Origin of the sequence: Streptomyces sp. NPDC087263, from assembly GCF_044744645.1 — a bacterium.
GTDB lineage: Bacteria > Actinomycetota > Actinomycetes > Streptomycetales > Streptomycetaceae > Streptomyces.
Genome location: NZ_JBIUYT010000002.1, coordinates 776,812 through 791,439 on the forward strand (window position 1 = coordinate 776,812; position 14,628 = coordinate 791,439).

At 69.1% G+C, this 14,628-nt stretch carries 14 protein-coding genes; 8 read left to right on the plus strand and 6 right to left on the minus strand.

The genetic code is table 11. The annotated features are described in order from the left end of the window. Positions 1-36: 36 nt before the first annotated feature. Complete coding sequence (gene ychF, locus ACIPC1_RS08700) at positions 37-1,125, minus strand: redox-regulated ATPase YchF (RefSeq protein WP_402514533.1); 1,089 nt, start codon at positions 1,123-1,125, stop codon at positions 37-39. Positions 1,126-1,301: 176 nt separating this feature from the next. On the opposite strand from ychF, the gene ACIPC1_RS08705 reads away from it, so the two are divergent. After that, positions 1,302-1,892, plus strand: coding sequence for a DUF6542 domain-containing protein (locus ACIPC1_RS08705; RefSeq protein WP_402514536.1), 591 nt, complete (start codon positions 1,302-1,304; stop codon positions 1,890-1,892). A 96-nt stretch (positions 1,893-1,988) separates the two neighbouring features. Here the strand turns inward: ACIPC1_RS08705 and ppgK are convergent, their stop codons facing one another. Continuing rightward, positions 1,989-2,735 (minus strand): polyphosphate--glucose phosphotransferase, encoded by a 747-nt coding sequence (gene ppgK / locus ACIPC1_RS08710; protein WP_402514539.1) that lies wholly within the window; start codon positions 2,733-2,735, stop codon positions 1,989-1,991. A 96-nt stretch (positions 2,736-2,831) separates the two neighbouring features. Continuing rightward, positions 2,832-3,836, minus strand: a complete 1,005-nt coding sequence (locus ACIPC1_RS08715; RefSeq protein WP_402514540.1) for a 4-hydroxy-3-methylbut-2-enyl diphosphate reductase — start codon at positions 3,834-3,836, stop codon at positions 2,832-2,834. 97 nt (positions 3,837-3,933) lie between these two features. Between ACIPC1_RS08715 and ACIPC1_RS08720 the strand changes: the two genes are divergently transcribed. The 4 genes from ACIPC1_RS08720 to ACIPC1_RS08735 all read left to right on the plus strand — a co-directional run bounded on the left by ACIPC1_RS08720 (position 3,934) and on the right by ACIPC1_RS08735 (position 7,840). Next, entirely contained in the window at positions 3,934-5,316 is a 1,383-nt protein-coding gene (locus ACIPC1_RS08720; protein ID WP_402514542.1) for an APC family permease, read from the plus strand. Positions 5,317-5,630: 314 nt separating this feature from the next. Next, positions 5,631-6,839 (plus strand): exodeoxyribonuclease VII large subunit, encoded by a 1,209-nt coding sequence (gene xseA / locus ACIPC1_RS08725; RefSeq protein WP_402514543.1) that lies wholly within the window; start codon positions 5,631-5,633, stop codon positions 6,837-6,839. A 9-nt stretch (positions 6,840-6,848) separates the two neighbouring features. After that, complete coding sequence (locus tag ACIPC1_RS08730; protein ID WP_402514544.1) at positions 6,849-7,103, plus strand: exodeoxyribonuclease VII small subunit; 255 nt, start codon at positions 6,849-6,851, stop codon at positions 7,101-7,103. Between the two features lie 146 nt (positions 7,104-7,249). Next, entirely contained in the window at positions 7,250-7,840 is a 591-nt protein-coding gene (locus ACIPC1_RS08735) for a malonic semialdehyde reductase (protein ID WP_402514546.1), read from the plus strand. Positions 7,841-7,911: 71 nt separating this feature from the next. On the opposite strand, the gene ACIPC1_RS08740 is transcribed toward ACIPC1_RS08735, so the two are convergent. Further along, the gene (locus ACIPC1_RS08740) at positions 7,912-8,430 is read right to left on the minus strand and encodes a DUF4245 domain-containing protein (RefSeq protein ID WP_402514548.1); all 519 of its coding nucleotides are present in this window, start codon (positions 8,428-8,430) and stop codon (positions 7,912-7,914) included. 125 nt (positions 8,431-8,555) lie between these two features. Between ACIPC1_RS08740 and glpX the strand changes: the two genes are divergently transcribed. Beyond that, the gene (glpX, locus tag ACIPC1_RS08745) at positions 8,556-9,587 is read left to right on the plus strand and encodes a class II fructose-bisphosphatase (protein ID WP_402514549.1); all 1,032 of its coding nucleotides are present in this window, start codon (positions 8,556-8,558) and stop codon (positions 9,585-9,587) included. A 138-nt stretch (positions 9,588-9,725) separates the two neighbouring features. On the opposite strand, the gene ACIPC1_RS08750 is transcribed toward glpX, so the two are convergent. Beyond that, positions 9,726-10,103 carry a WhiB family transcriptional regulator gene (locus tag ACIPC1_RS08750; RefSeq protein ID WP_402514551.1) on the minus strand — a complete coding sequence of 126 codons (378 nt, stop codon included), beginning with the start codon at positions 10,101-10,103 and terminating at the stop codon, positions 9,726-9,728. A gap of 209 nt (positions 10,104-10,312) precedes the next feature. Beyond that, on the minus strand, positions 10,313-11,053 hold the full coding sequence (locus ACIPC1_RS08755; RefSeq protein ID WP_402514554.1) for a DUF1707 domain-containing protein: 741 nt from the start codon (positions 11,051-11,053) through the stop codon (positions 10,313-10,315). Positions 11,054-11,208: 155 nt separating this feature from the next. Here ACIPC1_RS08755 and ACIPC1_RS08760 point away from each other — a divergent pair, with 155 nt between their 5' ends. After that, on the plus strand, positions 11,209-12,876 hold the full coding sequence (locus ACIPC1_RS08760; protein ID WP_402514557.1) for a fumarate hydratase: 1,668 nt from the start codon (positions 11,209-11,211) through the stop codon (positions 12,874-12,876). Between the two features lie 293 nt (positions 12,877-13,169). Continuing rightward, positions 13,170-14,561, plus strand: coding sequence for a class II fumarate hydratase (locus ACIPC1_RS08765; RefSeq protein ID WP_402514559.1), 1,392 nt, complete (start codon positions 13,170-13,172; stop codon positions 14,559-14,561). Positions 14,562-14,628 lie beyond the last annotated feature (67 nt).

Genomic DNA, 14,628 nt, shown 5'->3' on the forward strand with positions numbered 1-14,628 from the left:
CACCTGACGAATTACCAGCGTGGAGTAAAGACCCGATTACACATTGAACCGGAACTCCACCACGTCGCCGTCCTGCATGACGTAGTCCTTGCCTTCCATGCGGGCCTTGCCCTTGGCTCGGGCCTCGGCGACCGAGCCGGTCTCGACGAGGTCGGCGAAGGAGATGACCTCGGCCTTGATGAAGCCCTTCTGGAAGTCGGTGTGGATGACACCGGCGGCCTCGGGGGCGGTGGCGCCCTTCTTGATGGTCCAGGCGCGGGATTCCTTCGGGCCGGCCGTCAGATAGGTCTGGAGGCCGAGGGTGTCGAAGCCGACGCGGGCCAGGGTCGCCATGCCGGGCTCCTCGACGCCGACCGACTCCAGGAGCTCCATCGCTTCCTCCTCGTCGAGCTCGGCGAGGTCCGCCTCCAGCTTGGCGTTGAGGAAGATCGCCTCGGCGGGGGCGACCAGGGCGCGCTGCTCGGCCTTGAAGGCGTCGTCGACCAGCTCGTCCTCGTCGACGTTGAAGACGTAGAGGAACGGCTTGGTGGTGAGCAGGTGCAGGTCGTGCAGCAGCTCCTCGTTGCCGGAGCCCTGGACGATGCCCGCGGAGAAGAGGGTCTCGCCCCGCTCCAGGATCGCCTGGGCGGCCTCGACCGCCGCGACCTTCGGGCCGATGTCCTTCTTGATGCGCGACTCCCGCTGGAGGCGCGGCAGGACCTTCTCGATCGTCTGGAGATCCGCGAGAATCAGCTCGGTGTTGATCGTCTCGATGTCGTCCTTGGGCGAGACCTTGCCGTCGACATGGACGACGTTCTCGTCCTGGAAGGCGCGGATGACCTGGCAGATCGCGTCGGACTCGCGGATGTTCGCGAGGAACTTGTTGCCCAGGCCCTCACCCTCGGAGGCGCCCTTCACGATGCCGGCGATGTCGACGAAGTCGACGGTGGCGGGAAGGATCTTCTGCGAGCCGAAGATCCCGGCCAGCGTCGCCAGTCGCGCGTCAGGGACGCCGACCACCCCGACGTTCGGCTCGATCGTGGCGAACGGGTAGTTGGCCGCGAGCACGTCGTTCTTGGTCAGGGCGTTGAACATGGTCGACTTGCCGACATTGGGCAGACCGACGATTCCGATCGTGAGCGACACGTTACGACTTCCCGTACATGAGGATGGGCGAGGGGGCCCCGGGAGAGCGCGGGCCGATCCACCAGTCTACGGCGTGCGCGATCCCGCACCGGCGACGTATCGAACGCTTGGCCAAGGTCTGCTCTCCGGCGTGTCTGAAGGCCTATTCCACACATAAACCGACCTAAGTTGGTCCAGTGGAGCAACACAGGACGCGTCCCTCTCAGGCCGGACCGCAGTACCGACCGCGCCGCGGCACGCCGTTCCCCTCGCAGGCCGGGCGGAGTACGGCGGGCGCGGTGCGGCGGAGTTCGGCGGTGACCCGGCGGCCCGTTCCGCCCGTCGTCCAGGCGGTACGGCGGATGCCGAACCCCCGGCTCACCGGGCTGGGCAGCGGGCTGTTCTGCGGTGCGCTGATGTTCGCGCTCGGCTGCCTCGACCAGTTGCTGTTCGGGGCGTCGCCGCTGGTGTACGGCGTGCTGTTCCTGCCGGTCTGCGCGCTGACCGCGGTGTGGGTGCGGCGCGGTGACCTCGTCACCGCGCCGGTCGTCGTACCGATCGCCTTCGCCTTCGGCCTGCTGCCCGTCGCCGACAACAGCGGAGGTGGGGTCGGGGGGCGGCTGATGGGGCTGGTCACCGCGCTCGCCGTGCAGGCGGGATGGCTGTACGGGGGGACCCTGGTCGCGGGGCTCATCGCGACCGTACGGAAGGTTCGGCTCATGAGCCGCAGGGCCGCCCAGCGCAGGGCGACGCAGGCCCAGGCTCCTGTGCGGCGTCGTTCCGCCTAAGGTCCGCTGTGGTTTTCGCCCCTTCACGGCGGTTTCCCACCACAGCGACCCGTCTCGCCCTGCCGGAAAGTCCAGCTCCAAAAGCCCCCCGACCGCCTACGACGCCTTCGCCGCCCGCATCGCCGCCCCCACGATCCCCGCGTTGTTCTGCAGCTGCGCCGGGACGATCTCGGCCCTGATGCCCTCGATCAGGGGGAGGAATCTGTCGGCCTTGCGGCTGACGCCTCCGCCGATGATGAAGAGCTCGGGCGAGAAGAGCATCTCCACATGGGCGAGGTACTTCGTGACCCGGCGCGCCCAGTGCTCCCAGGTGAGCTCGTTGTCATCCTTGGCCTTGGTGGACGCGCGCTTCTCCGCGTCGTGGCCGCCCAGCTCCAGGTGGCCCAGCTCGGTGTTCGGCACCAGCTCGCCGTCGATGAAGAGCGCGCTGCCGATGCCCGTGCCGAAGGTGAGCAGAATGACCGTGCCCTGACGGTCGCGGCCCGCGCCGAACTGCATCTCGGCGACGCCCGCCGCGTCCGCGTCGTTCAGCACCGTCACCGGAAGGCCGCCGAGCCGCTCGCTGAGCAGGGCGCGCGCGTCGGTGTCGATCCAGTTCTTGTCGACATTGGCGGCCGTGCGGATGATGGCCTCGCCGGTGACCACTCCGGGGAACGTGATCCCGACCGGACCCGTCCAGCCGAAGTGATCCACGACCTCTTTCACGCCGTCCGCCACCGAGTCGGGCGTCGCGGGATGCGGGGTGAGCACCTTGAAGCGCTCCTCCGTCAATTCGCCGCGGTCCAGGTCCACCGGAGCACCCTTGATCCCCGAACCACCGATGTCCACACCAAAGATCTGCATGGATCCCACGTTACGTGGTGCGACTGACAGTCACTTCTCGGACGGAGCACAGCCCCGGAACCTTCACGTCCGGAGGCCGTGCGACCGGCCGGTCGGTCACTTGCCGCCAGTGCGCTCCGCCACCAGGGCCGCCGCCTCCGCGCGCAGATCGCGGCGCAGCTCCTTCGGCAGCGAGAAGGTGATGGACTCGTCGGCCGTCTTCACCGTCTCCACGTCGCCGTAACCACGGGCGGACAGCCACTCCAGCACCTCGTCCACCAGCACGTCCGGCACCGAGGCACCGGAGGTCAGGCCGACCGTGCTGACGCCGTCCAGCCAGGTCTCGTCGATCTCGGAGGCGAAGTCCACCAGGTGTGCGGCGGGGGCACCCGCGTCCAGGGCGACCTCGACCATCCGGATCGAGTTCGAGGAGTTCTTGGAGCCCACCACGATCACCAGCTCGGCGTCCTCGGCGAGCTTCTTCACCGCGATCTGACGGTTCTGCGTGGCATAGCAGATGTCGTCGCTGGGCGGCGAGATGAGCTGCGGGAACTTCTCCTTGAGCGCGTCGACCGTTTCCATGGTCTCGTCGACGGACAGCGTGGTCTGGGAGAGCCAGACGACCTTGGACGGGTCGCGGACCTCGACCTTGGCGACGTCCGAGGGGCCGTCGACGAGCGTGATGTGCTCGGGCGCCTCACCGGACGTACCGATGACCTCCTCGTGGCCCTCGTGCCCGATCAGGAGGATGTCGAAGTCGTCCTTCGCGAAACGGACGGCTTCCTTGTGGACCTTGGTGACCAGCGGGCAGGTCGCGTCGATGGTGGCGAGCTTTCCGGCGGCGGCCTCGTCGTGGACGGCGGGGGCGACACCGTGCGCCGAGAACATGACGATGGCCCCCTCGGGGACCTCCGCCGTCCGCTCGACGAAAATCGCACCCTTCTTTTCCAGGGTCCGGACGACGTACTTGTTGTGCACGATCTCGTGGCGGACATAGATAGGGGCCCCGTACTGCTCAAGGGCCTTCTCGACGGCGATCACGGCGCGGTCCACACCCGCGCAGTAGCCCCGGGGGGCGGCAAGCAGGACACGGCGGCCAGGCGAAGCAGTCATGCACCCCATCGTAAGGCCGCGCCCGACAGGTCAAAGATCGCCTCCTTGGGGAGACTGTTGGAGAGCTGGGAGGGATGAGGCCGGCCGCGACTCTCGGGAGGCACGGATGTCCGACACACAGACCTCGGCGGAAGCGGTCGGTGGTGCGGGTGAGGAGCGCGGGCTGCGGCGCAGTCTCGGCTTCCGGGACCTGGTGGTCTACGGGCTGCTGTTCATTGCCCCCATGGCACCCGTCGGCATCTTCGGCACCCTCGACGCCAAGTCGCACGGCGCGGTGGCCCTGGTCTACGTCGTGGCGACCGTCGCGATGGCGTTCACCGCGTTCAGCTATGCGCAGATGGTCCGTGTGGTCCCCCAGGCGGGTTCGGTGTTCGCCTACGCGCGCGTGGGGCTCGGGAAAGAGGCGGGGTTCGTCGCCGGCTGGATGGCGATGCTGGACTATCTGCTCATCCCGGCCGTGGCGTACCTCTTCTCCGGCATCGCGATGAACGCGCTGGTCCCGGAGGTGTCCCGGTGGGTGTGGACCGCGCTCGCCGTGGTCATCACGACGCTGCTGAACCTGTGGGGCGTACGGGCCGCGGCCCGGGTCGGTCTCCTGGTGCTCGCGATGGAGATCGTGGTCCTTCTTGTCTTCGTCGTGTCGGCGATCGTCATGCTCGCGCGCGACGGGGCCCACCGGGGCTGGCTGTCGCCGCTGTCCGGTGACGGCACCCAGGGGGCGTTCGCGCTGTCGGCGGTCATCGGCGCGGTGTCGATCGCCGTCCTGTCCTATCTGGGCTTCGACGCGATCGCCTCCTTCGCGGAGGAGGTCACCGGAGGTTCGGAGAAGGTGGCCAGGGCGGTGCTGTTCTGCCTGGCGCTCGCGGGCGTGCTGTTCGTGGCGCAGACCTACCTGGTGGCGCTCCTCGATCCGACGACGTCCGCGCAGCTCGCCGCCGACCCCGGGAGGCAGGGATCGGCCTTCTACGACGCCGTGGACACCTCCGTCGGGAGCTGGCTGCACGACCTGGTGGCCGTGAGCAAGGCGATCGGCGCGGCCTTCGCCGCGCTCGCCGGGCAGGCCGCGGCGGGCCGTCTCGTGTTCGCGATGGCCCGTGACCGGCGGCTGCCGCGGGTCCTGGCGAAGACCGACTCCGGCGTGCCGAGGCCGGCGCTGCTGTGCGCGGCCGTCATCACGCTGATCGCCGCGGTCTGGGCGGCACGGCGCGACGACGGCCTCGACCAACTGGTGTCGGTGGTCAACGTCGGTGCGCTGACCGCGTTCACGCTGCTGCACGCGAGCGTGGTGGGCTGGTTCGCCGTACGCCGTCGGGGCGGGCCCGTGGTGTGGTGGCGGCACATCCTGGTTCCGGTCGTCGGCGCCGCGATCACTGTCGCCGTGATCGTCGAGGCCTCGGGGACGGCCCAGGTGGTGGGCGCGATCTGGCTGGCGGTGGGGCTGGCGGTGTTGGTGGGACAGAGAGGTCGGGGCGTCGCGGGGGCTGGTTAGTCGGCCGCCGCTGGGGCCGGCCGTGTGGGTTTTCGCCCCCTCCGCCCCTACCCGTCCCTTGTTCCTGGGGGCTGCCGCCCCCAGACCCCCGCATCGGCCTGAACGGCCTCGTCCTCAAACGCCGGACGGGCTGAGACCGCGGCCCCCGTGAGTGGGTGGGAGATCAGGATGGCGCTCCTCGTCCTCGCACGCCGGACGGGCTGAAACCGCGGCCCCCGTGAGTGGGGGATCGGGATGGCATCGCCTCCTCCTCGCACGCCGGACAGGCTGGATCGTGCAGCTGTGTTGTCCGAGGCTGCGGCTACTCTCGCGGCATGGCTCTCAACACGTCCGCAGAGGCTCCGCTGCCCGTCGGCGAGGTGTCGCGGCTCATCGGGGGATGGATCGACCGGCTCGGCGCGGTGTGGGCCGAGGGTCAGATCACCCAGTTGTCGCGGCGCCCGGGCGCTGGCGTCGTCTTCCTGACGCTGCGCGACCCGTCGTACGACATCTCCGTGAGCGTGACCTGCTATCGGCAGGTGTTCGACTCGGTGGCCGATGTGGTGACCGAGGGCGCTCGTGTCGTCGTACTGGCGAAGCCCGAGTGGTATGCGCCGCGGGGGCAGTTGTCGCTGCGGGCCACCGAGATCAAGCCGGTGGGGGTGGGCGAACTGCTCGCGCGTCTGGAGCAGTTGAAGAAGGCGCTGGCCGCCGAGGGGCTGTTCGCGCCGGAGCGCAAGAAGGCGCTGCCCTTCCTGCCGCAGCTCATCGGGCTGGTGTGCGGGCGGGCGTCCGCGGCCGAGCGGGACGTGCTGGAGAACGCGCGGCACCGCTGGCCGGCCGTCCGCTTCGAGGTCCGCAACGTCGCCGTACAGGGCGTGCACGCCGTGCCGCAGGTCGTGCAGGCCGTGAAGGACCTGGACGCGCTGGAGGGCGTCGACGTGATCGTCGTGGCGCGCGGCGGCGGCAGCGTGGAGGACCTGCTGCCGTTCTCGGACGAGCAGTTGGTACGGGCGGTCGCGGCCTGCCGTACGCCCGTCGTGTCGGCCATCGGGCACGAGCCCGACACCCCGCTCCTGGACTATGTGGCCGACCTGCGCGCGTCCACGCCGACCGACGCCGCGAAGAAGGTCGTGCCGGACGTCGGCGAGGAGTACGAGCGGGTGCGGCTTCTGCGGGACCGGGCGCGGCGCAGCGTCCATGCCTTCATCGACCGTGAGGAGCGCGGCCTGGCACACGCGCTGGCCCGGCCCTCGATAGAGGATCCGCACCGGATGATCGACGAGCGGGCGGATCACGTCGCCTCGGTCCTGGACCGCGGCCGGCGCACCCTGGGCCACCTCCTCGACCGCGCCGACTCCGAGCTGACGCACACCCGCGCGCGCGTGGTGGCCCTCTCCCCCGCCGCGACGCTCCAGCGGGGTTATGCCGTACTGCAGAAGGCCGACGGCCATGTGGTCCGGGACCCCGCCGAGGTGACGGCGGACGAGCCGCTGCGAGCGCGGGTCGCCGAGGGTGAGTTCTCCGTCCGAGTCGATGCATAGGGTGGGCGCATGACCAGCAAGGTGGACGAGACGCTCGGGTACGAGCAGGCGCGGGACGAGCTGATCGAGGTCGTACGCCGGCTGGAGGCCGGCGGCACGACCTTGGAGGAGTCCCTCGCGCTCTGGGAGCGGGGCGAGGAGCTGGCGAAGGTGTGCCGCCGCTGGCTGGAGGGCGCGCGGGCGCGGCTGGACGCGGCGCTGGCCGAGGAAGAGGGAGCCGAGGGCGGTGACGGGGAGGACCCGGACGACACCCGGTCCGAGTAGCTCCACCCCTCAGGCGAACGACATCGGAACCTGTGAAGCGAATCACTTCGCTCCGCTTTTAATTGAACTTTAAACATAGTGGCGTACTCTCGATGTTGCCAGCCGATCCCCCCGGATCCGTCGCAACGTATCGAGAAGGTTCAACCATGTCTCTCGTTCTTGACCCCACCGCACAGGACCTGCTGTTCCGCGAGGCCCGCACCGCGAACACCTTCACCGACGAGCCAGTGACCGATGAGCAGGTGCAGGCGATCTACGACCTGGTCAAGTACGGTCCGACCTCCATGAACCAGTCGCCGCTGCGGATCACCCTGGTCCGCTCCGCCGAAGCCCGTGAGCGTCTCGTCGCGGTCATGGCGGAGGGCAACCGGCCGAAGACGGCCGCGGCCCCGCTGGTCGCGATCCTCTCCGCCGACAACGAGTTCCACGAGGAGCTGCCGCAGCTCTTCCCGCACTTCCCCGGCGCCAAGGACGTCTTCGGCGGCTCGCGCGAATTCCGCGAGAAGTCGGCCGCCCTGAACGCCTCCCTCCAGGCCGCGTACTTCATCATCGGCGTCCGCGCCGCCGGTCTTGCCGCGGGCCCGATGAGCGGCTTCGACGCCGCCGGCGTCCAGAAGGAGTTCCTGGACGACGACCACACCCCGCTGATGGTCGTCAACATCGGCCGACCCGGCGAGGACGCCGCGTTCCCGCGCTCCCCGCGACTGGAGAGCGAGCAGGTCATCACGACCGTGTGACGCGGTGATGGACAGGGCGAAGGGCCCCGGCGGTAGCGCCGGGGCCCTTCCCACATCCCCACCCGGGACGGTTACGTCGTCTTCAGGGCCTGCGCCATCTTGGTCAACTGCCCGAACGACGCCGTCCCGGTCACCACCGTCGTGGAGTCCTTGGCCTTGAGCACGAGTGCGTCGTACTGGGTGCCCTCGTACCGCTGCCACGTCTGGTCGCCTATGCGCTGGGTGGCCTGCGTCTCCTCGGCGCCCTGACTGGCCGTCGCGATGAACGCGGCCGACTTCTCGGTGGACTGCTCGACCGCCACGTACTGGCCGTCGGGGTCCTGGAAGCCCAGGTGCCAGGCGTCGAACTCCGAGCCGTCGTACCGCACCGACGTCGCCTTCCACGCCGTGGGCAGCCCCTCGGGCGCCGCCACGGGATAGGCCGCCGCGCGGCGAGCGGTGAGCAGCTCGACGCGGTAGTCGACGCGCTTGAGCTCGGGTTCGGAGTCGTCGTGCGGGATGAAGACGTAGATGACGCCCGCCACGAGCCCGATGAGGGCCAGGGAAAGAATCATGTCCCGGACCGACTGCTTGCCTTTCATACCTGCCACGGCTCTATCGTCGCAGGTGCCCTGGCCTGCTCATCCGTGGGGTCCCCTGCTCATTTTGTCAGCCTAACGATAGAGTCGAGGTACACCCTCATCCGGCCGTCGTCGTATCAGAAAGGTGCGTCTCGATGACCGAGCATCATCTGCCGTCCGAACTCGAGGTCCCCTCAGAGGCCCCCGACCGAAACCTCGCCCTGGAACTGGTCAGGGTCACCGAAGCAGCCGCCATGGCCGCAGGCCGCTGGGTCGGCCGCGGCGACAAGATCGGCGCCGACGGTGCCGCCGTGCGGGCCATGCGAACCCTCGTCTCCACCGTCTCGATGAACGGCGTCGTCGTCATCGGTGAAGGTGAGAAGGACGAGGCCCCGATGCTCTTCAACGGAGAGCACGTCGGTGACGGGACCGGCGCCGAGGTCGACATCGCCGTCGACCCGATCGACGGAACCACCCTCACCGCGAAGGGCATGACGAACGCGATCGCCGTGCTCGCCGCCGCCGACCGCGGCACCATGTTCGACCCGTCCGCGGTCTTCTACATGGACAAACTGGTCACCGGCCCGGAGGCCGCTGACTTCGTCGACATCAACGCGCCCGTGTCGGTGAACATCCGCCGCGTCGCCAGGGCGAAACGGTCCACGCCCGAGGACGTCACCGTCGTCATCCTCGACCGGCCGCGGCACGACGGGATCATCAAGGAGATCCGCGAGACGGGCGCCCGGATCAAGCTGATCACCGACGGCGATGTCGCCGGCTCGATCCTGGCCCTGCGCGAGGGCACCGGCATCGACCTGCTCCTCGGCATCGGCGGCACCCCCGAGGGCATCATCTCGGCCTGCGCCGTGAAATGCCTCGGCGGCACCATCCAGGGCAAGTTGTGGCCCAAGGACGACGAGGAGAAGCGGCGCGCGATCGACGCGGGCCATGACCTCGACCGCGTCCTGTACACGGACGACCTGGTCTCCGGCGAGAACGTCTTCTTCGTCGCCACCGGCATCACGGACGGCGAGCTGCTGCGGGGGGTCCGGTATCGCGCCGAGACCGCGACGACCGAGTCGATCGTCATGCGGTCCAAGTCCGGGACGGTCCGGCAGATCACCTCGGAGCACCGGCTGAGCAAGCTGCGGGCGTACAGCGCGATCGACTTCGACCGGGCCAAGTAGCTCCGCCGGTTTCGCCGGGTCACTGCGGTCGCCCGTACCCGCGGGTCCGCTGTGGCTGGTCGCGCAGTTCCCCGCACCCATGAAGATCGAGGGGCGCCCCTTGTGCGGAGGGGCGCCCCTTCTTTCGTGTGCTCCGGTCTAGCCGGCCGCGGCTATCGTCCCCGTCGGGTGGGCCGCCTTCTTCAGTTCGAGGTCGCGGCGGCGGCGACGGGCGAGGACCACGCGGCGCTCGGCGGCGGTGAGGCCGCCCCACACTCCGTACGGCTCGGGTTGCAGGAGCGCGTGTTCCCGGCACTCGACCATCACCGGACAGCGGGCACAGACGCGCTTCGCCGCCTCCTCACGGGAGAGGCGGGCCGCGGTGGGCTCCTTGGAGGGCGCGAAGAACAGGCCTGCCTCGTCCCGCCGGCACACGGCCTCCGTGTGCCATGGGGCTTCCTGATCCCTGTCCCGCACTGGCGCCCGCTGCGCCTGAACGGCGGCTACCTGCAGGGACTGATGCAGCGGTTGCAGCACGGTCTACTCCTGACGACGGCTTCGCGAGCGTGCCGGGCGCCGCGGGAGGTCCACAGCGCCCTCCAGGGGACGATGCAGCAAGGCCTACCCGCTGTGCGCGCGCCTATGCACTGGGTTCCCAAGCCCGGGATTTCTCCACGACGACCACAGGAAGTCCGGGCTGCCGCGACTGGACCAATTCGCCCCGGGAGCCGTCGGATTCACAGGCGTCAACGGTCCAGGTGTTTGCGCAAACTCTTGTCCAGCCGGTCGGACACCCGGTCCGTCACGCGGCCGAGGATGTCCGCGATCAGCTTGCCCCGCTTGGGCTTCGCCTCGACGTTTCCCAGTACGGCGAGACCGTCCACGTAGATCACGGGCGCGCCGGGATCGCCCGAATCCAGCGTGTCCACCTCGAAGTTGCCCAGCACACCGGCGCCGCTGCCCCGCAGCGACACGTTCTCCGGGACGCGGATCTCCACGTTGCCGAAGACCGAGATCGCCTTGATCACGACCTGTTGGTACTCGAAGATCGCCTCGGTGAGGTCTATCTCGACGCTGCCGAAGACCGCGTACGCGTGGATACGGCGGCCCGCTCGCCAGCGGCCCTTGCGGACGGCGGCGCTGAACACCGCCACCACGTTGTCATCGGGCTCCAGGGGGATCGCGCCCACCGAGGGGCGGTTCGGCGCGATCGTGTACGCCGGGGTCGCGCGGGCCCCGTGGGCGGCGGGCAGGTCCCGGACGAACTGGTCCAGCTCGCCCACCGTCTTGGTGGACAACACCCCTTCCACCCGCTCGGAGTGCTCCTCCGGGGTGAGGCGCCCCTCAGCGAGCGCGTCGCGCAGGATGTCGGTGATCCGGTCGCGGTCGGCGTCCGAGGCACGGAGCTCGGCCGGCTTCGCCACCGCCGGAGCAGACGCCGGAGCAGGCGTGGGGACTGTCGGGTCAGGGCGCTTCTGAAGGTCCACGGCATCAGCGTACCCAAACGCGATAGATCGCGACTAGGGGGTGTGGATGACGAACTGAGCCTTACCTCACAAGCTTGGTGTCACAGTCAGGTTCTACGCTGGTGGATGCTGCCGATGGAGGCATGCCGCTGTCCGTCAAGTGAGGAATGGGCTAGATGCCTGAGTTCGCGTACACCGATCTGCTCCCCCAGGGAGAGGACACCACTCCGTACCGGCTGGTGACCTCCGAGGGTGTCTCCACCTTCGAGGCCGACGGGCGGACGTTCCTCAAGGTCGAGCCGGAGGCGCTGCGGCAGCTCGCCGCGGAGGCCATCCACGACATCCAGCACTATCTGCGACCCGCCCACCTCGCGCAGCTGCGGCGCATCATCGACGACCCGGAGGCGTCGGGCAACGACAAGTTCGTCGCGCTCGACCTCCTGAAGAACGCGAACATCGCCGCCGCGGGTGTCCTGCCCATGTGCCAGGACACCGGCACGGCGATCGTCATGGGCAAGCGCGGGCAGAACGTGCTCACCCAGGGCTCCGACGAGGCGGCCCTCTCGCGCGGCATCTACGACGCCTACCTGAACCTGAACCTGCGGTACTCGCAGATGGCTCCGCTCACCATGTGGGAGGAGAAGAACACCGGCTCGAACCTCCCCGCACAGATCGAGCTGTACGCGACCGACGGCGGCGCGTACAAGTTCCTGTTCATGGCCAAGGGCGGCGGCTCCGCCAACAAGTCGTTCCTCTACCAGGAGACGAAGGCGGTCCTCAACGAGGCCTCCATGATGAAGTTCCTGGAGGAGAAGATCCGTTCACTCGGTACGGCCGCGTGCCCGCCGTACCACCTGGCGATCGTGGTCGGCGGTACGAGCGCCGAGTACGCCCTGAAGACCGCGAAGTACGCGTCCGCGCACTACCTGGACGAGATTCCGGCCGAGGGTTCCGAGCTCGGGCACGGCTTCCGGGACAAGGACCTTGAGCAGAAGGTCTTCGAGCTGACGCAGCGGATCGGGATCGGGGCGCAGTTCGGGGGCAAGTACTTCTGCCACGACGTGCGGGTGGTGCGGCTTCCGCGGCATGGTGCGTCCTGCCCGGTCGCCATCGCGGTGTCCTGCTCGGCCGACCGGCAGGCGCTCGCGAAGGTCACCGCCGAGGGCGTCTTCCTGGAGCAGCTGGAGACCGACCCGGCGCGCTTCCTTCCGGAGACGACGGACGAGCATCTGGAGTCGGACGGCGACGTCGTCCGTATCGACCTCAACCAGCCCATGGACGACATCCTCGCCGAGCTGACGAAGTACCCGGTGAAGACCCGGCTCTCGCTCTCCGGGCCGCTCGTCGTGGCGCGCGACATCGCGCACGCCAAGATCAAGGAGCGGCTCGATGCGGGTGAGGAGATGCCGCAGTACCTGAAGGACCACCCGGTGTACTACGCCGGGCCGGCGAAGACTCCCGAGGGGTATGCGTCCGGTTCCTTCGGACCGACCACCGCCGGGCGGATGGACTCCTACGTCGAGCAGTTCCAGGCGGCGGGCGGGTCCAGGGTGATGCTGGCGAAGGGGAATCGGTCCGCGCAGGTCACCAGCGCGTGTGACGCGCACGGGGGCTTCTATCTCGGGTCCATCGGTGGGCCCGCGGCGCGGCTTGCCCAGGACTGCATCAAGAAGGTCGAGGTCGTCGAGTACGAGGAGCTCGGCATGGAGGCCGTCTGGAAGATCGAGGTCGAGGACTTCCCGGCGTTCGTCGTCGTCGACGACAAGGGCAACGACTTCTTCCAGGACCCGGCACCGGCGCCTACGTTCACTTCGATTCCGGTACGGGGGCCTGGGCTGGGGTAACTCTTTTCGCCCCCTCCGCCCCTACCCGTCCCTTGCCCCTGGGGGCTGCCGCCCCCCCCAGACCCCCGCTGTCGGCCTGAACGGCCTCGTCCTCAAACGCCGGACGGGCTGAAAGAACCGGCTCGGGTGGGGAAAGATTCAGCCCCTCCGGCGTTTGAGGAGCGGGGGTGCAGGGGGCAGCGCCCCCTGGCGGGGTCTGGGGCGGAGCCCCAGGAGCAAGGGACGGGTAGGGGCGGAGGGGGCGAAAAACCTCACCAGGGAACACCACCGCCCGCGAACACGGTTAACCCTGTATGAGCGACAGCGACTACCGCATCGAGCACGACTCCATGGGCGAGGTCCATGTCCCCGTCGACGCCAAGTGGCGAGCCCAGACGCAGCGGGCCGTGGAGAACTTCCCGATCTCCGGCCGGCGTCTCGAACGCGCTCACATCGAAGCCCTCGCCCGGATCAAGGCGGCCGCGGCGAAGGTGAACGGCGAGCTGGGTGTGGTCGGGAAGGACATCGCCGAGGCCATCCAGGAGGCGGCCGCCGAAGTCGCCCGGGGTGACTGGGACGCACACTTCCCCGTGGACGTGTTCCAGACGGGGTCAGGAACCTCGTCCAACATGAACGCCAACGAGGTCATCGCCACGCTCGCGACGGAGCGGCTCGGCAGGGACGTACACCCCAATGACCACGTCAACGCGTCCCAGTCGTCGAACGACGTGTTCCCGTCGTCCATCCACATCGCCGCCACCGCCGCCGTGACCCGCGACCTCATCCCCGCCCTCGACCACCTCGCCGCCTCGCTCACCCGCAAGTCGCAGGAGTTCGCCGACGTCGTGAAGTCGGGCCGTACGCACCTGATGGACGCGACGCCGGTGACGCTGGGGCAGGAGTTCGGGGGGTACGCGGCCCAGGTGCGGTACGGGGTCGAGCGGCTCAACGCCTCGCTGCCGCGGCTGGCCGAACTGCCGCTGGGCGGGACGGCCGTGGGGACCGGGATCAACACGCCGCCCGGGTTCTCCGCCGCCGTGATCGCGGAGGTGGCCAGGAACACCGGGCTGCCGCTGACGGAGGCGCGCGACCATTTCGAGGCGCAGGGGGCGCGCGACGGGATCGTGGAGACGAGCGGGCAGCTCAGGACGATCGCGGTCGGGCTGACGAAGATCGCGAACGACCTGCGGTGGATGGCTTCCGGGCCACGGACGGGGCTCGCGGAGATCAGCCTGCCGGATCTGCAACCGGGGTCCTCGATCATGCCGGGCAAGGTGAATCCGGTCATTCCGGAGGCCGTTCTGATGGTCGCCGCGCAGGTCATCGGCAACGACGCGACCGTCGCCACCGCCGGAGCGGCCGGGAACTTCGAACTCAACGTCATGCTGCCGGTCATCGGCAAGAACGTGCTGGAGTCCGTCCGGCTGCTCGCCAATGTCTCGCGGCTGCTCGCCGACCGGACCGTGGACGGAATCGTCGCGCACCGCGAACGGGCCCGGGAGTACGCCGAGTCGTCACCGTCGGTCGTCACGCCGCTGAACAAGTACATCGGGTACGAGGAGGCCGCCAAGGTCGCCAAGAAGGCGCTGGCGGAGCGGCAGACGATCCGCCAGGTCGTGCTGGAGTCGGGGTATGTGGAGCGGGGCGATCTGACGGTCGAGCAGTTGGACGAGGCCTTGGATGTCCTGCGGATGACGCGTCCGTAACAGGCTTCGCCCTCCGACAAACAGCTGATGTCACCTTCGTAACGTCCTGCGGCCGGTGGGGAGAACC

Bases quoted from the DNA above. Each gene is read 5' to 3' on its own strand.
- ACIPC1_RS08730 (WP_402514544.1), top strand. From the start codon at position 6,849: ATGACCAGCAAGGTGGACGAGACGCTCGGGTACGAGCAGGCGCGGGAC.
- ACIPC1_RS08735 (WP_402514546.1), top strand. From the start codon at position 7,250: ATGTCTCTCGTTCTTGACCCCACCGCACAGGACCTGCTGTTCCGCGAG.
- xseA (WP_402514543.1), top strand. From the start codon at position 5,631: ATGGCTCTCAACACGTCCGCAGAGGCTCCGCTGCCCGTCGGCGAGGTG.
- ACIPC1_RS08715 (WP_402514540.1), bottom strand. From the start codon at position 3,836: ATGGGGTGCATGACTGCTTCGCCTGGCCGCCGTGTCCTGCTTGCCGCC.
- ACIPC1_RS08760 (WP_402514557.1), top strand. From the start codon at position 11,209: ATGCCTGAGTTCGCGTACACCGATCTGCTCCCCCAGGGAGAGGACACC.
- ACIPC1_RS08765 (WP_402514559.1), top strand. From the start codon at position 13,170: ATGAGCGACAGCGACTACCGCATCGAGCACGACTCCATGGGCGAGGTC.
- ACIPC1_RS08720 (WP_402514542.1), top strand. From the start codon at position 3,934: ATGTCCGACACACAGACCTCGGCGGAAGCGGTCGGTGGTGCGGGTGAG.
- glpX (WP_402514549.1), top strand. From the start codon at position 8,556: ATGACCGAGCATCATCTGCCGTCCGAACTCGAGGTCCCCTCAGAGGCC.
- ppgK (WP_402514539.1), bottom strand. From the start codon at position 2,735: ATGCAGATCTTTGGTGTGGACATCGGTGGTTCGGGGATCAAGGGTGCT.